The 18,314-nt window shown below is 61.1% G+C and carries 20 protein-coding genes; 13 read left to right on the top strand and 7 right to left on the bottom strand.

Going from position 1 to position 18,314, the window contains the following annotated elements; all coding sequences use genetic code 11:
* Positions 1–113 precede the first annotated feature (113 nt).
* From VGV58_RS03670 to VGV58_RS03640, 7 genes are all read left to right on the top strand, one after another.
* The gene (locus tag VGV58_RS03670; RefSeq protein WP_326872620.1) at positions 114–1,157 is read left to right on the top strand and encodes a LysR family transcriptional regulator; all 1,044 of its coding nucleotides are present in this window, start codon (positions 114–116) and stop codon (positions 1,155–1,157) included.
* A gap of 267 nt (positions 1,158–1,424) precedes the next feature.
* Complete coding sequence (locus tag VGV58_RS03665) at positions 1,425–1,688, top strand: hypothetical protein (protein ID WP_326872619.1); 264 nt, start codon at positions 1,425–1,427, stop codon at positions 1,686–1,688.
* 52 nt (positions 1,689–1,740) lie between these two features.
* Positions 1,741–2,157 (top strand): hypothetical protein, encoded by a 417-nt coding sequence (locus tag VGV58_RS03660; protein WP_326872618.1) that lies wholly within the window; start codon positions 1,741–1,743, stop codon positions 2,155–2,157.
* 1,229 nt (positions 2,158–3,386) lie between these two features.
* A complete protein-coding gene (locus VGV58_RS03655) occupies positions 3,387–3,566 on the top strand; it encodes a hypothetical protein (protein WP_326872617.1) in 180 nt (59 codons plus the stop codon).
* Positions 3,566–3,850, top strand: a complete 285-nt coding sequence (locus VGV58_RS03650) for a hypothetical protein (protein ID WP_326872616.1) — start codon at positions 3,566–3,568, stop codon at positions 3,848–3,850. The genes VGV58_RS03655 and VGV58_RS03650 overlap by 1 nt, the downstream gene beginning before the upstream one ends.
* On the top strand, positions 3,850–6,300 hold the full coding sequence (locus VGV58_RS03645) for a hypothetical protein (protein WP_326872615.1): 2,451 nt from the start codon (positions 3,850–3,852) through the stop codon (positions 6,298–6,300). Before VGV58_RS03650 ends, VGV58_RS03645 begins: the two co-directional genes overlap by 1 nt.
* Before the next feature lie 2 nt (positions 6,301–6,302).
* Positions 6,303–8,516, top strand: a complete 2,214-nt coding sequence (locus VGV58_RS03640) for a hypothetical protein (protein WP_326872613.1) — start codon at positions 6,303–6,305, stop codon at positions 8,514–8,516.
* Between the two features lie 62 nt (positions 8,517–8,578).
* Here VGV58_RS03640 and VGV58_RS03635 read toward each other — a convergent pair whose 3' ends face one another.
* Entirely contained in the window at positions 8,579–8,755 is a 177-nt protein-coding gene (locus VGV58_RS03635; protein WP_326872612.1) for a hypothetical protein, read from the bottom strand.
* Between the two features lie 120 nt (positions 8,756–8,875).
* Between VGV58_RS03635 and VGV58_RS03630 the strand changes: the two genes are divergently transcribed.
* From VGV58_RS03630 to VGV58_RS03610, 5 genes are read left to right on the top strand one after another with little or no spacing between them, the layout of a single operon-like run.
* A complete protein-coding gene (locus VGV58_RS03630; RefSeq protein ID WP_326872611.1) occupies positions 8,876–9,319 on the top strand; it encodes a DUF5681 domain-containing protein in 444 nt (147 codons plus the stop codon).
* Positions 9,316–9,498, top strand: a complete 183-nt coding sequence (locus VGV58_RS03625; RefSeq protein ID WP_326872610.1) for a hypothetical protein — start codon at positions 9,316–9,318, stop codon at positions 9,496–9,498. Before VGV58_RS03630 ends, VGV58_RS03625 begins: the two co-directional genes overlap by 4 nt.
* Entirely contained in the window at positions 9,495–9,716 is a 222-nt protein-coding gene (locus tag VGV58_RS03620) for a hypothetical protein (RefSeq protein WP_326872609.1), read from the top strand. The genes VGV58_RS03625 and VGV58_RS03620 overlap by 4 nt, the downstream gene beginning before the upstream one ends.
* Complete coding sequence (locus VGV58_RS03615; RefSeq protein WP_326872608.1) at positions 9,713–9,916, top strand: hypothetical protein; 204 nt, start codon at positions 9,713–9,715, stop codon at positions 9,914–9,916. Before VGV58_RS03620 ends, VGV58_RS03615 begins: the two co-directional genes overlap by 4 nt.
* On the top strand, positions 9,913–10,149 hold the full coding sequence (locus VGV58_RS03610) for a hypothetical protein (protein ID WP_326872607.1): 237 nt from the start codon (positions 9,913–9,915) through the stop codon (positions 10,147–10,149). The genes VGV58_RS03615 and VGV58_RS03610 overlap by 4 nt, the downstream gene beginning before the upstream one ends.
* A gap of 210 nt (positions 10,150–10,359) precedes the next feature.
* Here VGV58_RS03610 and VGV58_RS03605 read toward each other — a convergent pair whose 3' ends face one another.
* The 5 genes from VGV58_RS03605 to VGV58_RS03585 all read right to left on the bottom strand — a co-directional run bounded on the left by VGV58_RS03605 (position 10,360) and on the right by VGV58_RS03585 (position 14,539).
* The gene (locus VGV58_RS03605) at positions 10,360–11,079 is read right to left on the bottom strand and encodes a hypothetical protein (protein WP_326872606.1); all 720 of its coding nucleotides are present in this window, start codon (positions 11,077–11,079) and stop codon (positions 10,360–10,362) included.
* A gap of 214 nt (positions 11,080–11,293) precedes the next feature.
* Positions 11,294–11,839, bottom strand: coding sequence for a hypothetical protein (locus tag VGV58_RS03600; protein ID WP_326872605.1), 546 nt, complete (start codon positions 11,837–11,839; stop codon positions 11,294–11,296).
* A 66-nt stretch (positions 11,840–11,905) separates the two neighbouring features.
* Positions 11,906–12,943, bottom strand: a complete 1,038-nt coding sequence (locus tag VGV58_RS03595; RefSeq protein WP_326872604.1) for a hypothetical protein — start codon at positions 12,941–12,943, stop codon at positions 11,906–11,908.
* Between the two features lie 495 nt (positions 12,944–13,438).
* Positions 13,439–13,915: a hypothetical protein gene (locus tag VGV58_RS03590; protein WP_326872603.1), complete on the bottom strand. Its 477-nt coding sequence runs from the start codon at positions 13,913–13,915 to the stop codon at positions 13,439–13,441.
* Between the two features lie 252 nt (positions 13,916–14,167).
* On the bottom strand, positions 14,168–14,539 hold the full coding sequence (locus VGV58_RS03585; RefSeq protein ID WP_326872602.1) for a hypothetical protein: 372 nt from the start codon (positions 14,537–14,539) through the stop codon (positions 14,168–14,170).
* Positions 14,540–14,872: 333 nt separating this feature from the next.
* Between VGV58_RS03585 and VGV58_RS03580 the strand changes: the two genes are divergently transcribed.
* Positions 14,873–16,393, top strand: a complete 1,521-nt coding sequence (locus VGV58_RS03580; protein ID WP_326872601.1) for a caspase family protein — start codon at positions 14,873–14,875, stop codon at positions 16,391–16,393.
* Between the two features lie 147 nt (positions 16,394–16,540).
* Here the strand turns inward: VGV58_RS03580 and VGV58_RS03575 are convergent, their stop codons facing one another.
* Complete coding sequence (locus VGV58_RS03575) at positions 16,541–18,313, bottom strand: AAA family ATPase (protein WP_326872600.1); 1,773 nt, start codon at positions 18,311–18,313, stop codon at positions 16,541–16,543.
* Position 18,314 lies beyond the last annotated feature (1 nt).

The raw sequence follows: 18,314 nt of genomic DNA, 5'->3' as shown, positions 1-18,314 counted from the left end.
TGAGTGAGAGGAATTCTCACGAACACTCAGACACTACCAGCGATTCAGAGACTCGGCTGCATCGGAAAACGACGCAGGTGCACTCAGAAATGACACAGTCAAAGCTCGCGCCCATGGCGACGCTGGATTGGGATGATGTCCGGATATTCCTGGTACTGGCCGAAGTGCGCAGCTACCGGGAGGCCGGGCGCATCCTTGAGCGAGGCGTCCACAATCTGCGGATGCGGTTTGAGGCCTTCGAACAAACACTGGGGCGCGCGCTCTTTGTCCGGACTCATAACGGCCTGGTCTTGACAATCGAAGGCGCGGCGCTGCGCGATCAGGCGGAGGTCATGTACAACGGCGCCCGCCGGCTTGCAGCCTCTGTGGCAAATGCGAAGGATCAACGACGCGGGGTTCGGATCGGTTGCACGGAAGGTCTTGGCTCGTTCTGGATCGTGCCGCGGCTGCTCGAACTGGTTGAGAAAGAAAAGGACATCACTGTCTATCTCAACTGCGAAGTCGCCCAGCAGGACGTCGCCAATCTCGCGGTCGACTTTTCCATTCAGTTCGACCCGCCCAGCAATCCGGATTTGGTCGTGGTTCGGCTGTGTTGGCTTCACGTCGTACTCTTCGCCAGCCAGGAATATGTGCGCAAGAACGGCAAACCCATGAGCAAGGCCGAGATCGACAATTTCAACGTGCTGGAAATCTCCGGCGCACAGATCTGGAGCCACGCCTTGCGCCTGGATGAGCATACCAGGCCGAAGGACGAGTTCGTGCGCTTCGGCACGAACACCGCCTCAGCCCAGTTAATCGGCGTGAAGCGCGGCGGGGGACTGACTGCGATTCCGACCTACAGCGAGACGATCACCACAGGCTTGGTGCACGTAGCTGAGGACTGGCTATTGACCCGCGACGTCTGGCTCGTCTGCAACCGTCAAGTGATGGATCAGCCGCAAGTGCGCAAGTGCATCACGTATATCCGCGATGTTTTCAGCCCGGCGCGGTTCCCCTGGTTCAGGAAGGACTACATCTCACCGGCAGAGATTCGCCGCTTCATTGAGGAGCACGAGCTCCAGGCACTATTTGAGGGCTATTCAGATTACAGCCATTTGCCGGCCGACCCCGCCTATGAGCTACCAGTCGACCCTATCCTGGATGCCCAAGTAGCGTAACGTCAGCAATTCTGTCATGCTGAGCAGCTCAAAATCCTCCGGTCCCGCCTGCCATAGCCGGCCGGATCGCATTTGGCGTCATCCAGCCTACCATTAAGCTGCACATCGGTGAGATTCAGTGCATCATTGAACGATTGCAGTGCGACTGGGCGTGCCGTCACTAGCATTAAGCCAGCTGGCGCATCATCTCACCCCTTAGGCTAACCCTCTCGACTCTCCACCTCCCCTTGCGGCAGGATGATCGCAACCTTAACGGGAGAGTTACGGATGCGAGTTCTGATTTTCGCTGCCACGCTTGCAATTGGCTTCGGCTCGGCTGCTGCCGCGCAGAGCAGCTTTAACTATGGCACGGGTTCCAACAGCAGGAGCCACTATGTGCAGCCGCATTTTAACAGCAACGGCTCGTACACCGACGGGCACTACCGGACGAACCCCGACAGCAGTCGCTCAAACAACTACGGTGCCTACGGGAATTACAACAATCACAATGGGGGCTACGGCGACGGATATGGCCGGTCCAAGCGTTATTGAGCGGATAGCGAACTAGAGCCTACAAGACCGATTTTCTTAGGGAGGGGCAACAATGGCCCATGATACCCGAACGCTTGGCCTTTGCGTAAAACTCTCAAAGGAAAGGCCAGGCCGACCGGATAATGAGCGTGTAATCTACACGACCGATCACAGTGTCGATCTGCTGCATCCGGAGCCGTGGAACATCGATCAAGAGGTTAAATCACAAGGTTCGCGGTACGCGTTCTCTCTGGTTATCGACGTGCGTCGCGATACTCATGAATTTTACCCGAATAGCCCTCGCTCCTACATCCGTTTTGACGTCTCTGGTCAAGCATCCGTTGTCCCCTCTCCACCGGACGAGACTGATAAATGGGTATCCAATACATGTTGGCTTGATGAACTCACTCAACACGCCGGAGCATGGCTGCGAATTAACACAAGCATTCCAGGGACTTTTATCGACCTGAATGTCCAATTCTCACCGTAGAAGGGCCGCATGTTATGGGATGGCCGAATGGTAGGACTAATCTCGTCGTCCCTCAGGGCATGAGGTATATTGTTAAGCCAAATATCTTTCCAAATTTTAGAAACATCCTTGTTCAACCGGGTGCAACCCTAGTAATTGGAACGCAAGCTTGGGCTGCCAGTCCGTGGATGCAGATTGGATGCGCCGGGGATTTCACACTGCGTGGGACGTTGCTTTTGTGTGGCTCTCCCGTGTTTGAGAGCCGAACGTACTCTTGGGACGCAACCGACGGGACGGTGCGAGCGATTGACTTTCACCAGCGTGCGGGTGGGTCGGGCGGATCTGCTCACGGAAACTCTTACTATCCTGGCGGCACTCCTGGGAAGGGAATGCACGGCAACGGCGGAGGAGGCGCTGCCTCATTCGGTGTTGGGAGAGACGCTCAGCCCAATTTAGGCGGAGACGGCGGGCGCGCCAAAGGATTTGACGGCTCTAAGTGGTCGGTCGGAGATGGTGGTCATGGCGGTGAAATTGCTGCCTCAGAAGGCGCTAGCGCGGGCAGCGGATCGGTGGGCGGTAGCGTGTCTGGCGGCGATGGCTGTGTAGCAGGCGGCGGCGGAGGTGGTGCTCGTGGGCTTCACGGAGGATTCCTCTATCTTCGCGTTCTTGGCGACTTTGATGCAGAGGGCGGAACTATTGATGCGTCTGGCATGGCTGGAGGATCGGGCGGAGCTGGCGGTGATGCCTCCCAACCCACCCCTAACAGGGCGCAATACTCCGGCGCAGGTGGCGGCGGCGGAGCTGGGGGGAATGGTGGTTTCGTTATCGTGAGCTACCGAAAAGACCTGAAAAAGGGTCGAGAGAACTTTGCTGGAGGCATAGAAGGAAGCGGAGGCGCGCCGGGATCAACTCGTGTGCGGGAGCATAAGGGAAAACCGGGACAGTCGGGAGAAGCGGGTTTACCAGGCCAAATCCACTACTTTCAGGAGCCGTAGAGATAGCTCAACAGGCGGACCAAGCCTGAGGAGGTGGGACCATCCAGCCGCCAATACTGTCTCTAGACGGTTAGCAGCGCGCCTCACAACGCGTCGTGGCGTACGGCTTGGCCAAGCAAAAATCGCTGATCAGATTTGTTGACACGTACACCAGCGAACAGGGGTGAACGCCAGCGGTAAACAGCGATCAATATATTGATATCATTGAATATTTTCTTTCATTGCGCTATTATGACCTCGTCATTGGAGGTCATCATGCAGACCGCTACCCGCAAGCGAACCGCCCATATCAATTTCGCGGCTGAGCCCGAGCTGAAAGACGCGCTCCAGCAGGAAGCTCGCCGCCGCTCAACGTCCATGTCGAGCGTCATCCGTCTCTGCGTCATCGCTCAATTCGCGGCGAGGCGATCGGACGATCGACAGGCGGTAGTTTGATGATCGAGGGTGCAGACGAACTCCCGCTCGCCGGCTTCCGCCAATCTGCAGAAGCTGAATCGGTGGCGCCGCCCCTGCCCTACGGCAAGTTCCTCGTGGGCTCGGTGCAGGCTGCCCAGCTGCTCCAGAACGTCTCGGCGCAGATGCAGACGCTGCTCCTGCATGCGCCCGGAGATCGAGAGACCTTCAACATGCTCCATGGCCAGGCTCTCGATGCGTGGTGCGCCGTGGATGAGCAGTTCAACGCGTTCCACGCTGTACGCGAGTGCAAGGGACAAGCCTGATGGCTGATGGCTACTACGATTTCAGTAACGCATTCGCCAATTTGAACGGCGCGATTGATAGCGTCGGCAAGAAGTGGGCGCGTGACGGGATCAGCCAGGATATCGAGAAGGGCGACCTCAATTCTGCTGCTGCACGCGCCTTCAGGTCCGGCGATGCCAGCACTGGCGTGGGGTTGCTCCAGATGCAGCAGAAGGCGGCTGAGCGTCAGCTTGGCCAAGATGCTGCCCGCAGCCTGATGTCAGCGCTTGGGAGCGATTCGGGCTCTCCCGCCCCCGGTGGCCTATCTCTCCGCACTCTTGGGCAGTACGACGCCGGAACCGGGAGTGCACTTCCCACCGCGCTCAACACTAGCGAAAGCGGCGGCAATTGGGGTGCTCAGAACAACGAGGTTGGCGCTGGTGGCCAGCGTGGGCATTTCGGCCGCGCCCAATTTGGACAGGCGCGTTTGCAGGAAGCTGCGGCAGCCGGCGCCATCCCACAGGGCACGACGCCCGACCAGTTCATGCGCTCGCCGGAGCTTCAGAAATCGGCTGAGAACTGGCACTTCGGGGACATTGACCGATTCATTGCCGGCAACGGTTTGGACAAGGCGATCGGCGCTTCGATTAACGGCATTCCGGTTACGGCGGAGGGTATGCGCAACGTCGCCCACCTTGGCGGCAAGGAGGGCTTGGCCAAGTTCATCGCGAGCGGCGGCCAGTACAATCCGCGCGACGCCAACGGCACGTCGTTGATGGACTATCTGAAGCTCGGGGCACGCAGCGCGACGCGGATGGCGGATGCTCCGGCTCCCGGCGCACGCTATGCCGAAGGTGGCTCCGGTGAGCGCGGGTTCTTCATCCCACCGAGCGGCCAGGGTGGCAACATGCCCCCTGTCGATGCCATGGGTAATGTGACGGGCGCGCCGTCGCAGCCGATGTCGGCGCAGAGGTTCGACCAGACCACTGCGGCAACCGAGGCCGCACCCCTACCTCCCGTCTTCCAGAGCGAGGGGCAGTCTCAGCCGTGGATGGGCTCGGCACTCGCCAATCTCGGCCGCGACGCTGCCCAGGCTGCCCAGCAGCAAGCCAGCCGAGGCGCAGTGCTTCCGCCCTCACGGCCCTACGACCTCAACGCTGATCGATTTGCGGCGGGTGGTAGTCCGGCTATCGCTCAGATGCCACAGCAGCGCTTGCCGGCTCCCGTCGAGATCGACCCGAACAGCAATGACGGCGGCTCGCGGGCCTTCGCAGCTTCACAGGGGCGCAATGCTCCGGTGGCGGGATCTGATGGCTTTGTAGTGCCGCCCGCTTCGCAGTCCGACGCGGCGGCCCTCGCTCGCGCTACTGGCGGTTCGGCCGCGCAGTCCCAGCCCCAGCCGCTAGCGCTACCCGGCGCAGGGCAGCCGGCGCAGTACACCGGCTCGGGTGCGGTTGCGCCGGTCCTGGCGAAGGACATGCCCCGTCCGACGACGCAAGCGGAGTTCGCCGAGTACGGCCATACGAGGCGTATGGAGGCCTACAAGAACGACATCGGCAAGCTGGCAACCGCTCTCGCGAATCCGAACCTGCCGGCCAATGCTCAGGCTGTGGGCGAGCTGTTCCTCAAGGACAAGCTGGAGCAGTCCAAGGCGCCCGAATCCGTCAAGGAGTACATGTACGCCAAGGCCATGGGCTGGACGACCGCGAGAGGCCCGACCGAATACGCCAAGGAGAAGCAGAACGCCCCGACCAGCGTCCAAGAATACGAGTATGCCCAGCGCCAGGGCTACAAGGGCGGCATCCTTGAATTCGAGCGCGACAAGGCGGCGAACAAGGCCAAGCAAGGCATGTCGGCGAGCGATCAGAAGGCGCTCTTCACCGCCGAAGACGAGTTGCCCAACATCGATAGCACGCTGGCGACGCTCAGCCGCGCCAAGGAGCTGAACCGCCAGACCTATACCGGCCCGCTTGCCGGCGTTGGCGGCATGCTCGGGACCGTGCCAGGCTCCGGCATCGTCCTCGACCAGCAGCGTGCGATGGCTACCCGCGAGTTCGGGCAGATCATGTCCATGGAAGCCATCAAGAGCATGTCCGCGCTCCTCAAGGGCGCTACGACCGAGCGCGAGATGGCGGAGTTTCAGCGTCTGCTAGGCGACCCCAGCACGCCGCCCGATATTCGCGAACGCACGCTCGATCGCATGATGACGTTGGCCACGCGGCAGCGCGATATCTCGCGCGGTCGCATCAATGACCTTCGCGGCAAATCCGGGCTGCACCCGCTTGAGTGGGATGCGCAGGGACGGCCTAGTGCTGGCGCGTCGTCGGGGCAGCAGCCATCAGGCCAGCGGCAAGCCCGGCAGCCTTCGCAGGCTCAGATCGGGAGTGTCCCGGCGGCAGCGATTGAGTTCCTGCGTGCCAATCCCGGCGTTCGCGACCAGTTCGACGCGAAGTACGGTCGCGGCGCTGCCGCTTCAGCTCTGGGGCAATAGACATGGCCGGGAACATTTTCGACCAGTTCGATACCCGAGCCGCGCCTCAGAGCAGGGGCGCCGCCGCCATGCACGCTCCCTCCAACGGAGGAAACGTCTTCGACCAATTCGACGCGCCGCCGCCCGGGAATTCGTCACCTGACGAATTTGCAGCCGATACCCCAGCCAGCCCGAACAATGGCTTTGCCACCCGAGCCCAGCGCGAGGGCAGCGATTCCGATTTGCGCCAGGCCGGCTATCTCGCCGATGCCGTGCGCATCCGACAGGAGCAGGACCGCGGCGGCGTCTTCGGCAACATGGATGCAGCAGCCCGCGGCTTCGCCGGCTGGATTCCAGGCATGGACAAGCTGGCGGCCGGGGCTGATGCCGCGATAGGCCTAGGCGACGGCCAGAGCTTCGGCGAGCGCTACAGCACCAACCTTGAGCGCCAACGCGCCATGGACGAAGCCGACAAACTGATGAACCCGGCGGCCCGCTATGCCGGGCAAGGCGCTGGTCTCGTCGGTACGGCTATGGTCCTGCCGGGCGTCAATGTTGTGAAGGAGGGCGTCAGGGGCGCGGCTACGGTCAACGCTGCTGCGACCGGCGGGCTCTATGGCGCAGCTACCGGCGCGGTCGAGAGCGACGGCGGGGCGGCTGACAAGGCATTGGCCGGGTTACAGGGCGCTGCTCTCGGTGGCGCTATTGGCGGCGCGGCTCCTACCTTCGTTCGTGGTGCAGAGGCATTCGCTCGCGCGACCGGAAAGCTCGCCAGCAACGTTTCGGCTCCATTCCGATCGGCGGTTGGTCCCGAGCGTGAGGCCGCCCGCCGGATCAATGAAGCCCTCGCCCGCGACGGCGTGACGGACCCGGCCGCCCGGCTAGCAGAACTCCAGTCCACTGGAGCCAATGCCGTCATCGGCGATATCGGCGGCGAGACGACGCGCCGGCTGGCTCGCTCAGCATCCAATCTGTCTTCTGAGGCCGGTGAAGCACTCTCCGGTGCTGTCTCCGATCGGTTCGCCAGCCAGGGGGACCGCGTCGTCGATATCCTCAAGGGCTTCGGTCCATCGAGCGCCGGCAAAACCTTGGACGAGCTTCAGGCGGCAGCGCGCAAGAGCAATGCCCCGGCCTATGAGTTCTTCCGCAGGCAGAGCGAGAAAGGGGCGTGGACGCCCGAACTCGAGAACCTTGCGCAGGCCCCTGCCGTGCAGGATGCCATTCGCTCGGTGGTCAAGACCGGGGCGAACAAGACCGTCGTCGATGGCATGCCGCCGATCCGCAACCCCTTCACCACAGACGCGGCCGGCAATCTTCAACTCGCCCGCCAGGCTGATGGCTCGATCGCGTACCCCAACGGCCAATTCTGGGATTACGTCCAGCGCGAGCTACGCGGAAAGGCCGGCGAGGCTGCTCGCTCCGGCAATAACGACCTCGCTCGCGACTATGGCAACCTGCGCAAGGGCCTAGTCAACCATCTGGACGAGCTGTTCCCCGCCTTCAAGACAGCCCGCTCCGGCGCTGCCCACTTCTTCCAGGCGGAGGACGCGCTTGAGGCCGGCCAGAAATTCGTCATGTCGCGCATGGCGAACGATGAGGCCCGCAAGGCTGTGGGGCGCATGCCGCCGGCCGAGCGCGAGCTGTTCGCCGAAGGCTTCCGATCGGATCTCATCGCCAAGATTCGCGAGATCGGCGACGGGCGCGACGTGGTGAAGTCCGTGTTCGGTAATCCGGCCATGCGGGAGCGCGTCGAGATTGCTCTCGGCAAGAATCAGGCGACGCAGCTTCAGGCCGCGCTCACAGTCGAAAGCGCCCTCTTACCGTTGCAGGCGGCGGTGAAGGGAAATTCGACGACCATCCAACAGCTTCTGATGAGTGGTGCTGCTGCATCAGCTCCTGCCGCAGTTGGCGGCGCTGCTGGCTTCCTCCAGGGCCGCGACACAGCGAGCGCCGTCGCGGGCGCGTTGACCGGCGCAGCTCTCAGGCGCGGCAATACGAAGATCCAGCAGGGGCTCGCTAAGGAAATCGGCAAGATGCTGGCTTCCGGCGACCTCAAGATGATCCAGCGCGCCACGAAGGTCGCGAGCCAGAGCCCGAGCGCGCTGCGCTTTGTCCAAGACTTCGCAGATGAGGCGGCCAAGCTCGGTGGACTGTCAGCCTCGCCACTTGAGGTAACGGTCAGGCCGCGAGGTGCGCCTGTAAACCTGCCAGCCGCAGCAAACGACGAACAGCAGTAGGCCCCACGGATGAGCTGGCAACATCAAGATAGCGGCCATACCTACGGCCTCTACAGCGTCTCTCATTTCTCGCCCAATCGGCGCTTGATCGTCTCGTCCGCGGCAACGACCACAGCTCCGACGAGCAAGACGGTGAACGCATATGGGCCGAGCCAGCCGAAGCCTGCCGAGTGGAGGAGAATGGGAACCAGGACCGCGCCGCCGATCAGAGCACTACCCAAGCTTTTGGCGGTGGCCATCAGTGCTCCCTCAATCTGCGTCGTAAACTGCCTCTTCCACCGGCACCCTGCAAGGGGCGACGCTCTGCTGATGGCCGTGAGTTTCGCCATGGTCGGCTGGGTGATGATCCGAGGGCTCGCATGAGTGATGCTGCAAATACAGCTCCGAAGCAGCGCGGCATCCCGTTCAAACCGGGGCAGTCTGGCAACCCTGCCGGCAAGCCCAAGGGTGCCCGTCACAAGGTCACGCTCGCGATCGAGGCGTTGCTCGAGGGCGAAGCGGAGAAACTGACGAAGAAGGCAATCACCCTCGCGATGGCGGGGGACATTACGGCGCTGCGCCTCTGCATGGATCGTCTCGCCCCCGTTCGCCGCGATCGGCCCGTCACCTTCGATCTGCCGAAGATCGAAACGGCGGACGATCTGCCCAAAGCAACGCAGGCAATCATGGAGGCGGTTGCCGGTGGAGAGCTGACGCCATCAGAGGCGGCTGAGCTCGGCAAGCTGGTCGACGCTCACGCCAAGGCGATCGAGGTGACGGACCTGCATCGAAGGCTCGCGGTATTGGAAGGGGGCCGGACATGACGAGGCAGATCGCAACGCGCATCGAGCGCTTGGAGCTGGCGCGCGACGCTCAGGTTGAGCGCTTCATCATGTGGTCGGTTTCCGACGACCCGGCGGCCCCGCTCGAACGCATCGAACTTTGCGGTCTCTCGCACGAGGAATGTCTGGATCTGCTCGACGAGCCGGAGCCGCTGCAATGACAGGCGCAATTCTGGCTCGCATCATCAAGTTGGAAGAACGCCGCCGGCCAGTTGTCGATAGGCGGACCAAGGAACTGCGCGACGCCCAAGTAAGGGCAATCCTGTCTGATCCGGCTCAGGTCATCGCCATTCGCGAGCGGCTGCTGGGAACGGAAAATGAAGCGTTCGCGCGCAACGGGCTGCCGGCCATCACGGCAGCCTTGAGGGCTGACACATGACCACAGCCCTGGCGCGTCGGCTCGAAAAGCTGGAGACGGCTCGGAGAGCACGCAAGCCGCGCAAGAGCCTCACTCTCCTCGGCACAGAAGAAGAGGTTGAGCGGCAGCACCGGCAAGCGCTCGCTGATGGCAGGATCGGGCCGAACGATCCGGTAGCGCGCATCATCCTCGGTGCGCCGAAAAGTAGGAGTGCCGCATGAGCCGCGAGCTTCAGCGTCGCCTCGTCAAGGTCGAGACCAAACGCCATGCCGAACGCGGCTTACACAAGCGCATCGAGCGGATGACGGATGAGGAGCTGACGGCAGCTATCCGCGCCTGCAACAACCAGCTTGAAGCCGAGCATGGGCCGGACTGGCGTGAATGGCTGGCGAAGAGTGATCCGCAGGCTCACCACGCTCTAGTTCAGCTTGAACGAGAGGGTGTGGAGCTATGAGCCGCGAACTGGAAAGGCGCCTCGCGGCGCTTGAGCGAGCGACGTCGCCCGAGCGCACCCGGTACGTGGTGAGCGACAGGATGCCAGAGGAAGGCGGCGACGATCAGAGAGCATCACCGCCCATGACAGAAGCCGAATGGGTCGCGGCCTACGGGAAGGCAGCGTCGCACAGCGCCAACCGAGCCACCCTCATTGCGTGACGAGGCCGCTCTAATCGTTCGCGGTAAGGCGGCGGATGGATAGTAGCTTTTTAGGCTTCCTGACGCCCAACCCAAGAACGCGCTCCGGGATGGCATAGAGCCACCCTTCGTGGCCTGGCTTTCCCGGGAAGGGTTCAACACCCAGCACTCTGCGGTAGAGCCTTATCAGCGCTTGGTGCCGCAAGCGAAAGCCCGGCTGCTTTCCTTTCGCTTCGTATTCGAGGGGGAACGCCTTCAGGACCGTCATACAGCGCCGTTTGAACCGAGTTGCGAGCAGCTGCTGGAGGATGTCGTTCCAACGAGAACTTCGTGCATGCTTCTGAGCAACCCAAAGCTGGCTTAGAAGAACGATCGACCCTTCAGAAGCGAGATCCTCCCAAACGTTGCGCCAACATCGAATGAGGATTTCGGCCATGTCCACGGCCTCTTTGCTCTCTGAATCCATGAGCCTCCAGAGGAGGTCATTCGATATCCACGACATGCGATACTCTCGGATGTCTAGAACGCCGACCAATTCGTCATCGACGAACATCCAGACGTAGGTGCTGCGACTTTTGACGCCGTCTTCAACTTCATTGACCCACCACCAGCGCCGAGTATCGCAATAGGCAACAAAGCCTCCTGAGCCACTCTCATCGATTACCAGGAAGCGCTTCAATTTGCCGGGGAACAGCTCGGGGCTGCGGTCGGGTCTAGTGGGGTGCCTACGGATTTTCGTGACTTTTGCCATTCGCTGCTTCTCGCCTGCCCATGGTAGACAGTGAGCCAGAGTGCACCCAAGCGCGTGGCAGGATCAGCCACGGTTCCGGGCATTCTGTGCAAGGCCTAAAGAGGCTCCGGGGTCGCCCGAGATCCGAGAGCATAATTACGGGCAGAGCTTGTGACGCGGATACGGTTGAAGCCCGCTAGCGCCAGCGCCTGAGGCGCGGCTGGGTCAGCTGAAGTCACATCGATCCGTCGAGCGCTTGGGCGCATGCACTTCTCAAGGACAAGCTCTGCCCGGCTAATAGGTGCAGCCGCACGATACGCCCCCCCGCGGCTTCTGCATCGCCGAGGGCGCCGCCCCTCCGCTCCGCCGTTATTACAACGTCCTCAAAGGATTTCGCTGCCAAGGCAATATCGCCTTCGTGCTGATAAAGCCCAGATCCGCGCAGCTTGTTTTGCTCGCGCTTTGAATTCTGCTGCCGAATGAATGTGACTTCAGCCGATGATGCCCAGTACCCTTCATCCAAGCCCCCGAAGCGCCGCATCCCCTCATTTACATTTGGATCATCGAAGCCAAACAGCGCTCGAACTTCGATCGGGCATCTTATCATCATCGCCTGAGCAAATTCGCGTACCTCAGAGCGTCTGATCATCCGCATCTCAATCTCAATCTGACGCGTAATCAGCAGTTCGAAGTCGGCTTTGGGGAGTTCGGCGCTTAGATCGATCTCGTGATCAAAAAGCCAGTCCCAAGCCCCATTGTCGATCCATATCTTCGGCCTCATATGAACGCCCTCCAGACGAAGTAATGCCGCTGTCGGAGACGCCCGATTTCGACCTGGCAGTGCGCACTAGAACGACGGAAGACCAAATTCATCCGACAGCCTTCGCGTGTTGTCGTAGAACTGAAGGAGGTTCTGATTTTGAATTGCCCTCGTCGCATTGATCTCTGAAGGTGTTCTGGCGCGGACTTTTGGCTGTGAGGCGGCATTCGGCCGCTCGATCGGCTTCTCGACCGGTCTAACATCCACCCTAGCCGGATAATGCGCACGAGGGCGGGCATCGGCCCTAGGCGCAACAACTATCTCCGCAACGACTTCCTCTTTAGGCACCTCCGCTGAAATCGATATTGCGACCTTGTTCTTATCGATGCGGCCAGCTCCAATGCCCGCCTGCCCCGCAGAAAGCCCCGTTGTTTGCCACCGCCGCCCGGCAGGCGCCAAGACTAGGCTCGGCTGGGCCGATACCGAGAACTGAGTTGTGAATTCAAGCGTATCAATCAACGTCGCCGCGTCCTGCCCTTCTCTCGGAACGAAGGCGCCAGTTTCGTCGATCTGAATGAACGCCTTGACCATTTCCGCCAACCCGATCGAACCGGTGATCGGGTAAAGCCAGTTCTCCCCGGTTTCGTAACCCTGGCAATGTCCCGCGGTCATCGTAGTCAGCAGTCCGATGAATGTATCGTTCAAGAGAAAGGTTCGCAGGTTTTGTCGCATAAGATCGGACCTAGCATTGACGCCAAGCGATATCGATCCGCCACTGATGGTTCGCAAAAGATCTAGGTCGCCGCCCGCCCCGCCCGATTCCGTTATGTCGAAGCGGAAATCGTAAGCGATGCCAGCGCCGTCGTACTTCCTAAAGAATGCCGCCGTTTGATCATCTAAAGCAGCATAGTCGATCTTGGTGATAGGCGTTTTCTCTGCGGCGAGCGCTTCGGCATACGCTCTTGTTTTCAAAGAGGGGCTGCTGCGAGCTTTACTAATAAAGGCCGTCTTCACCGCGTCTCTAGCCTCGCAGCGAATCCGCTTCGCAATGTTGATGGTTTTGTCGGGCCCGATGTAGTCCGGCACAGGATGGATCGAGCAGCCGCCAGACACGACAGCCGCCATAAGCAATACGCCCCGCATGATTGCCCCCTACGTTTTGTACAACCTTAAGGCGTAGTCTCTAAACAGGTAAACCAAAAACTTCGAGCCTTCGACAGTTAGGGAAAGCGGCAGCCAGGATTTGGATATCTTGGACAGCCAATTCATCGCAGCAGCATCGGCATCCGCTCTTTGCTAGCTATCGCAGTTCCCCTCACTGCACGTCCCTGCAATCGGAACGCAGCCCGCGTAAGAGCGGTATACAATGGGCTGGCGGCCTGAGCTCGACGGAACCACCGTCCCGCTGCGGCATCCTTGAATAAGCCTCGCCGGCTTGCACAAGGAGTACAACGAGGCCGCGTGCTGAATATTGCTAGCTGCCTCCGCGGCTATCCCGCGAGTCCATGGAGCTCGACCTCGCGCCCGTTGCGTTCGGCGGCAAGCTGCTGCTCGACAACGGGCTGAACCACCTGGCCGATTTCTGGAAAGTGGAAGCATGAGCGCCCTGGAAGAGAGAAGCTATTGATCAACCTTCCATGTACCGGCCAGATGAGCACCATAAACGCCAATTTTGGCCTTAGGCCGCAAATTGCGTTTGGTGACTTTGCCGGAAACCGGCGCGGCCCAGAATAATATTCCCTGCCGTGCGCCCGTGCTCGACTTGCCTTTCCATGCCGATACCTCAGCGTGGGTGTACCCGACCAGAAAGCGGCCCGATAAGATAAATATCTGCCCCTCGGAACCGTCTAGATCATCAATGCTGAAGCTGATCCGGGTATCTAACTTGGTCCAGTCGGCCCCCTTAAAAACGGCACTCCCAACTGTAAAATCGAGGCCGCCGCCAACTCCAACTCCGGTAAATCTTGCAGTGAAAATCCCTTTGATGCTGGGGCTGCTTAATTCGAAGACATAACGCCCTCCAACCGAGGCCAAGCCCGCAGCTGCGGAACTGTGCTCGCGAATAAACCACTCAGTGGTCGATTTGGCTCTACTCACCTGTGCACCGTCATATTGGAACCGCGGAACCATCCTGCCGCAGAGAAATGATAGTTCAAGCAGATCCTGCTGCCCGCGCCCCCGAGGTCGGCCGCAGTTCACAGCAAATGAGAGCGTCGCTTTCCAAGTTTCCGACACTGTGCCCAGACGCAAATTTCCAACACCTAGTAGCCTGCCCCGCGGGAAACGCCGCCTGCGGCCACGCCTGAATTACGGCGAGGCATCGCAGTATCGCGCCATCGTCCGATAACCCTATTTGCAGCGGTTGAAGGTCAGCCCGTCGCTGGCGCCCCACGGAAAGCCTTCGAGCGCCAGGACAAGAGCGTTGCCGGATCTGCGGAACTCTGCTCTGCCCTGCGTGAGCTGACTGCCGCCCTTCTGGCATGTGGCCGCGTAGCTAATTCCCCCGTCGATGGGCGAAGCGGCTCCCACGCTGCAGCCCACCTCATAAAATGCGAAGTCGTCTTTGCCGACCGACAGCACGTCGATCTCGCCGTTTACCTGCTTGCAGATGTGCCAGTCAGTTGACCACTCGCCGCGGAACTCCGGAGCGATTTCGGCGTGGGCCGAGTAGGCTCCAGCGAGAACGGAGCCTGTGATGAGCGTCAGCGCCATCCATCTCATGCTGTGCCTCTTTCGATCAGCAAGGCCCTCAGCTGGCAAAATCGCCAGCCAGAGTGGCTGCAAGAGGGCAAGCGCCAATTCCTGAGTTCGACGGAACCGCCCTCCTTCGAACCCACGGGCGAGTAACCGCCGAAAAGCCGTTCACGAAGCTCACCTGTTCCTGACGCGGAAGTGAGCGAGCTGGGCATCGTCAAGAAGGCGCTCACCGAGTGACCCGACGCCGGCCATGAGCCGATGAAGGCGTGATAGGCCAACAGGGGCTTGCTCGGGGGCGCTTAACGCTCGCCAAACTGCCATCGTCATGGCAACCTCTCGCAAGGTCAGGAGAAAACCATGCGGGCAATTATATTTGGATTGGTCTTGACCTTGGCGCTCCTGCCAACTCGTGGCTGGGCACAATTGCCTGTCCTGTCTGACAACACCGATTCAATCGCTGTCGTAATCGGCAACAAGAGCTACAAGCGAGCTAGCACGGTCGATTTCGCCCATAACGACGCGGAAGCAGTTAAGGCATACCTCACCAGCACTCTCGGCTTTCGCGAGCAGAACGTCCTCGTACTAAAGGACGCCACTCAGGGCGAACTCATACAGATGTTCGGTAGCGAAGCCGATCCGCAGGGCGGAGAACTTTGGCGCAGTGCGGTAGAGGGCCGGTCCAACGTCTTCGTCTATTACTCGGGCCATGGCGTGCCAGATCTAGCAACTGCTCAGCCCTTCCTCCTGCCGCATGATGGGAACCCCAATGCCAGCGGGAGCGGCTATGCCTTGCAGACTCTATATCGCAACCTGGAACTAGTCCGGCAGAAGATCGGCGCACAACGCCAGTTGATCGTGATGATCGACGCCTGCTTCACCGGCGAGACCGGGCGCAAGGGCGAAAGCCTGCTTGCGGTCTCGGCGCCGGGCTTCGCCCCAGCCAAGCCTCGCACCGGGAACGGCATCGTCAAGCTGGTCGCGACCTCTGGTGCGACACCGGCCAATTGGGACCAGCGCCAAAAGCTCGGGCTGTTCACCAGTCGCTTCTTGATGGGGGCCGCTGGTTTAGCGCGTCCCGCAAGCGAGCCCGAGGATGCGCCGCTCGCATGGTCCGACTTGCAGCAATACCTCCTGCAATCAGTGGAGCCCGCCGCCCGCCGTGACAGCGGGCGCGAGCAAGCACCGGAGATCGACCTAGCTCCCGTCGCACTGCCCGTGGGACCACCAGTGCCAGCGGTAGCGCGCGCCGTTGCCCAAGTGAAGGACGAGGCGAACTGGCAACGAGCAAAGATGGCAGGCGAGCGCAGTGCGCTAGAGGCATATATCGCTCGCTGCGGCGATGTATGCCTCTACCGAGAAGCAGCCCTGACGCTGCTCCTGACGCGGCAGCGAGCATCCGAAACCAAAGCGGATGACGAAAATTGGAAGCGGCTGAGCGCTGCTGGGCGCTACGACGATTACCTCCGCAGTTGCGGGGCGGTCTGCGCCTATAAGGCAGTCGCCAACGCCTATTTAGGACGCCCGGCAGAAGGTGGCGGCCCAACTGTTAACGAGGTGCCAAAAGTTGCGGCACGCACCCCGGATACTCGTTCCCTCTCTGAGCCGGGGACCAAAGCTGGGGCCGCCCCCGCCACGCAGGCGCCCGCATCGCCGATCAAGAAACCGAGTCCCGCGAAGCCTAACAAGCAGCAGGCAGGCGCCGTACCAAAGGCCAAGAAAGCCAATACAAGTTGCTCTAACCCAAACCCACTACTCGGATTTCGTTACGACGGGTCGGGTCGTAGAGTATCTTGTCTCTCGGCGGGGCCAGCAAGCGCATTGGTAAACACCTGCTATGGGCGCGACAGAGCCGGCAATCGCGTTTCATTTGCCTGCTAGAGTGCGAGTTGCGTTCGCTTCCATGTGATCGAGGTGCTGCAGCACGCTCTACCTCGGTCGCACCCTCCTTCATCAGGCGGCGGGCCTTGGCGAATTTGTCCATCTCCAGATTGGACGCATGGGCGTGAATCGTCATCTTGCGTCCTCTCAGGCTGCGCGACGGGCGTTGGGCTCGGATTTCTCGCCAAGCACCTGGTAGCTCCCGGCTGCCGGGTCAAAGCGGCGGGTCGCGGTCATGAACCAGAACTTCACCGCGCCCGGATGGCCGCAAATCGGCTGGCGCCGGATCTTGCGGGAAATGACCATCGTGCACCGCTCTTCAAAGTCGCGATAAACGACCAGGCCGGCATCGGCCTTATTGCGCCAGTGCGCGGAGCCGGCGATGTCATAGAGGCCGGGGATGGGCTCCTTGCCGCCGGCCGGATTGGAAATCTTGGTGGGGTGCGCAACCATGAACACGGTGACGCCGTGGACCTTGGCGAAGCGCTTGCACTTGCTGATGAGCTGCGAGACGAACTCGGTCTCCAGCATGCGCTCGGGCCGGCTGGCTTCCAGTTCGTTGTAAGGGTCGATGATCAGGGCATTGATGCCCTTGCGCAGCACCGCGGCCTTGGCCTTCTCTAGCACCCAATCAATCGAAGGCGTGTGCTCGCCGGAGTCGATGAAGGCGACATGTTCCCGCACCCACCGCATCGCGGTGTGCAACTCCTTCTCGTCCATGCGCAGCGTCGGGCCTTCGTGGAAGGGCAGTCCCACCTTGATCTCGCACAGGTCGATGATGTGGTTATCGCTGCCGGTCTCAGGCGAGAACATGGCCCAACGCCAGCCGTGCAGGTCCGACATGGAAACGGCGACCTGATCGAGCCAGCGGCTCTTGCCGTGGTTCGGAATGCCGGTGACGACAACGAACTGGCCGGGCAGAACCTTGAAGGCTTGATCCATGTCGCGGCCCATTCCGACCGTGAGGGGCTTGAGCCCCTGTCCGCGATAGGTTGCCCAAACAGTTTCCGAAAAGTCGTCGACACCATAGAGGCCATCGACCGGCCACGGCTCGGCGGAAGCGACGCATTCACGCAGAACCTGCGCCCCATGCTCCATCAGGCATTCGTTGCCGTCTTTGGTCTGGACATCGTTCGAGTCTGGAAATCGGATACGCCAGCATCGGTCTTTGCCGATGCGACGCGCCAATTCCTGCGCCAGTAGTTCGCCCGGCCCGTCCATATCGGTGGCGATCAGGATGCGCCCGGCGGCCTCCAGTTCAACGGCATGCGTCGCCAGCGGATCATAGCGCCTGTCAGAACTCTCGGGCTTCTCCGGCGCGCCATTCGGCAGGCTGACCACATTGGACAGCCCAGCCTCGATAAACGCGAGCACGTCCATCTCGCCCTCGACAAAAATCAAATCCTCGCCGGGCTTGATGGCGTCGGCGTTGTACAGCACCGGCTCAGGGTTCTTCTCTTGGCGAAAGTTCTTGTCGTTATCCCGGTACTTCACATTGCGAAGCGCGCCGGCCCACTCGTACGGGAAGGCGATGCAGTTCGCTTCAGCGTCGATCTGCGGGAACCATTGGCGGGTGCGGTAGATGCCCATGCGCTCGACAGTGGCGGCAGAAATGCCGCGACCGGCGAACCACGCCAGCATCTTGTCGGGGCGTTCGGGATTCTCGATCCGAACGGGACGGTTGAACATGCGGACCTCGCGATAAGGGGCGCGCCTGGCTTCCTGGCCGCCCGCGCCGCCGGTCCACTGGCAATGGTGGCAGTTCCAGCGGACGCGATCAGCGAACACGGTGACGGACAGGCAGGGCTCGGTTTTCTTCTTGCGGAGATGGGAGCAGCAGGGGCACGTCGCCTTGTGGTTGCCCTGCTGCCACGAGCGCAGGCGGATGCCTTCGGCCTTGGCGGTCTCGATGAATTCCATA

The organism is Allobosea sp., from assembly GCF_035944895.1.
Lineage (GTDB): Bacteria > Pseudomonadota > Alphaproteobacteria > Rhizobiales > Beijerinckiaceae > Allobosea.
Note: the sequence above shows the minus strand (reverse complement) of the source record. Positions and strands in the feature narration are given on the sequence as shown.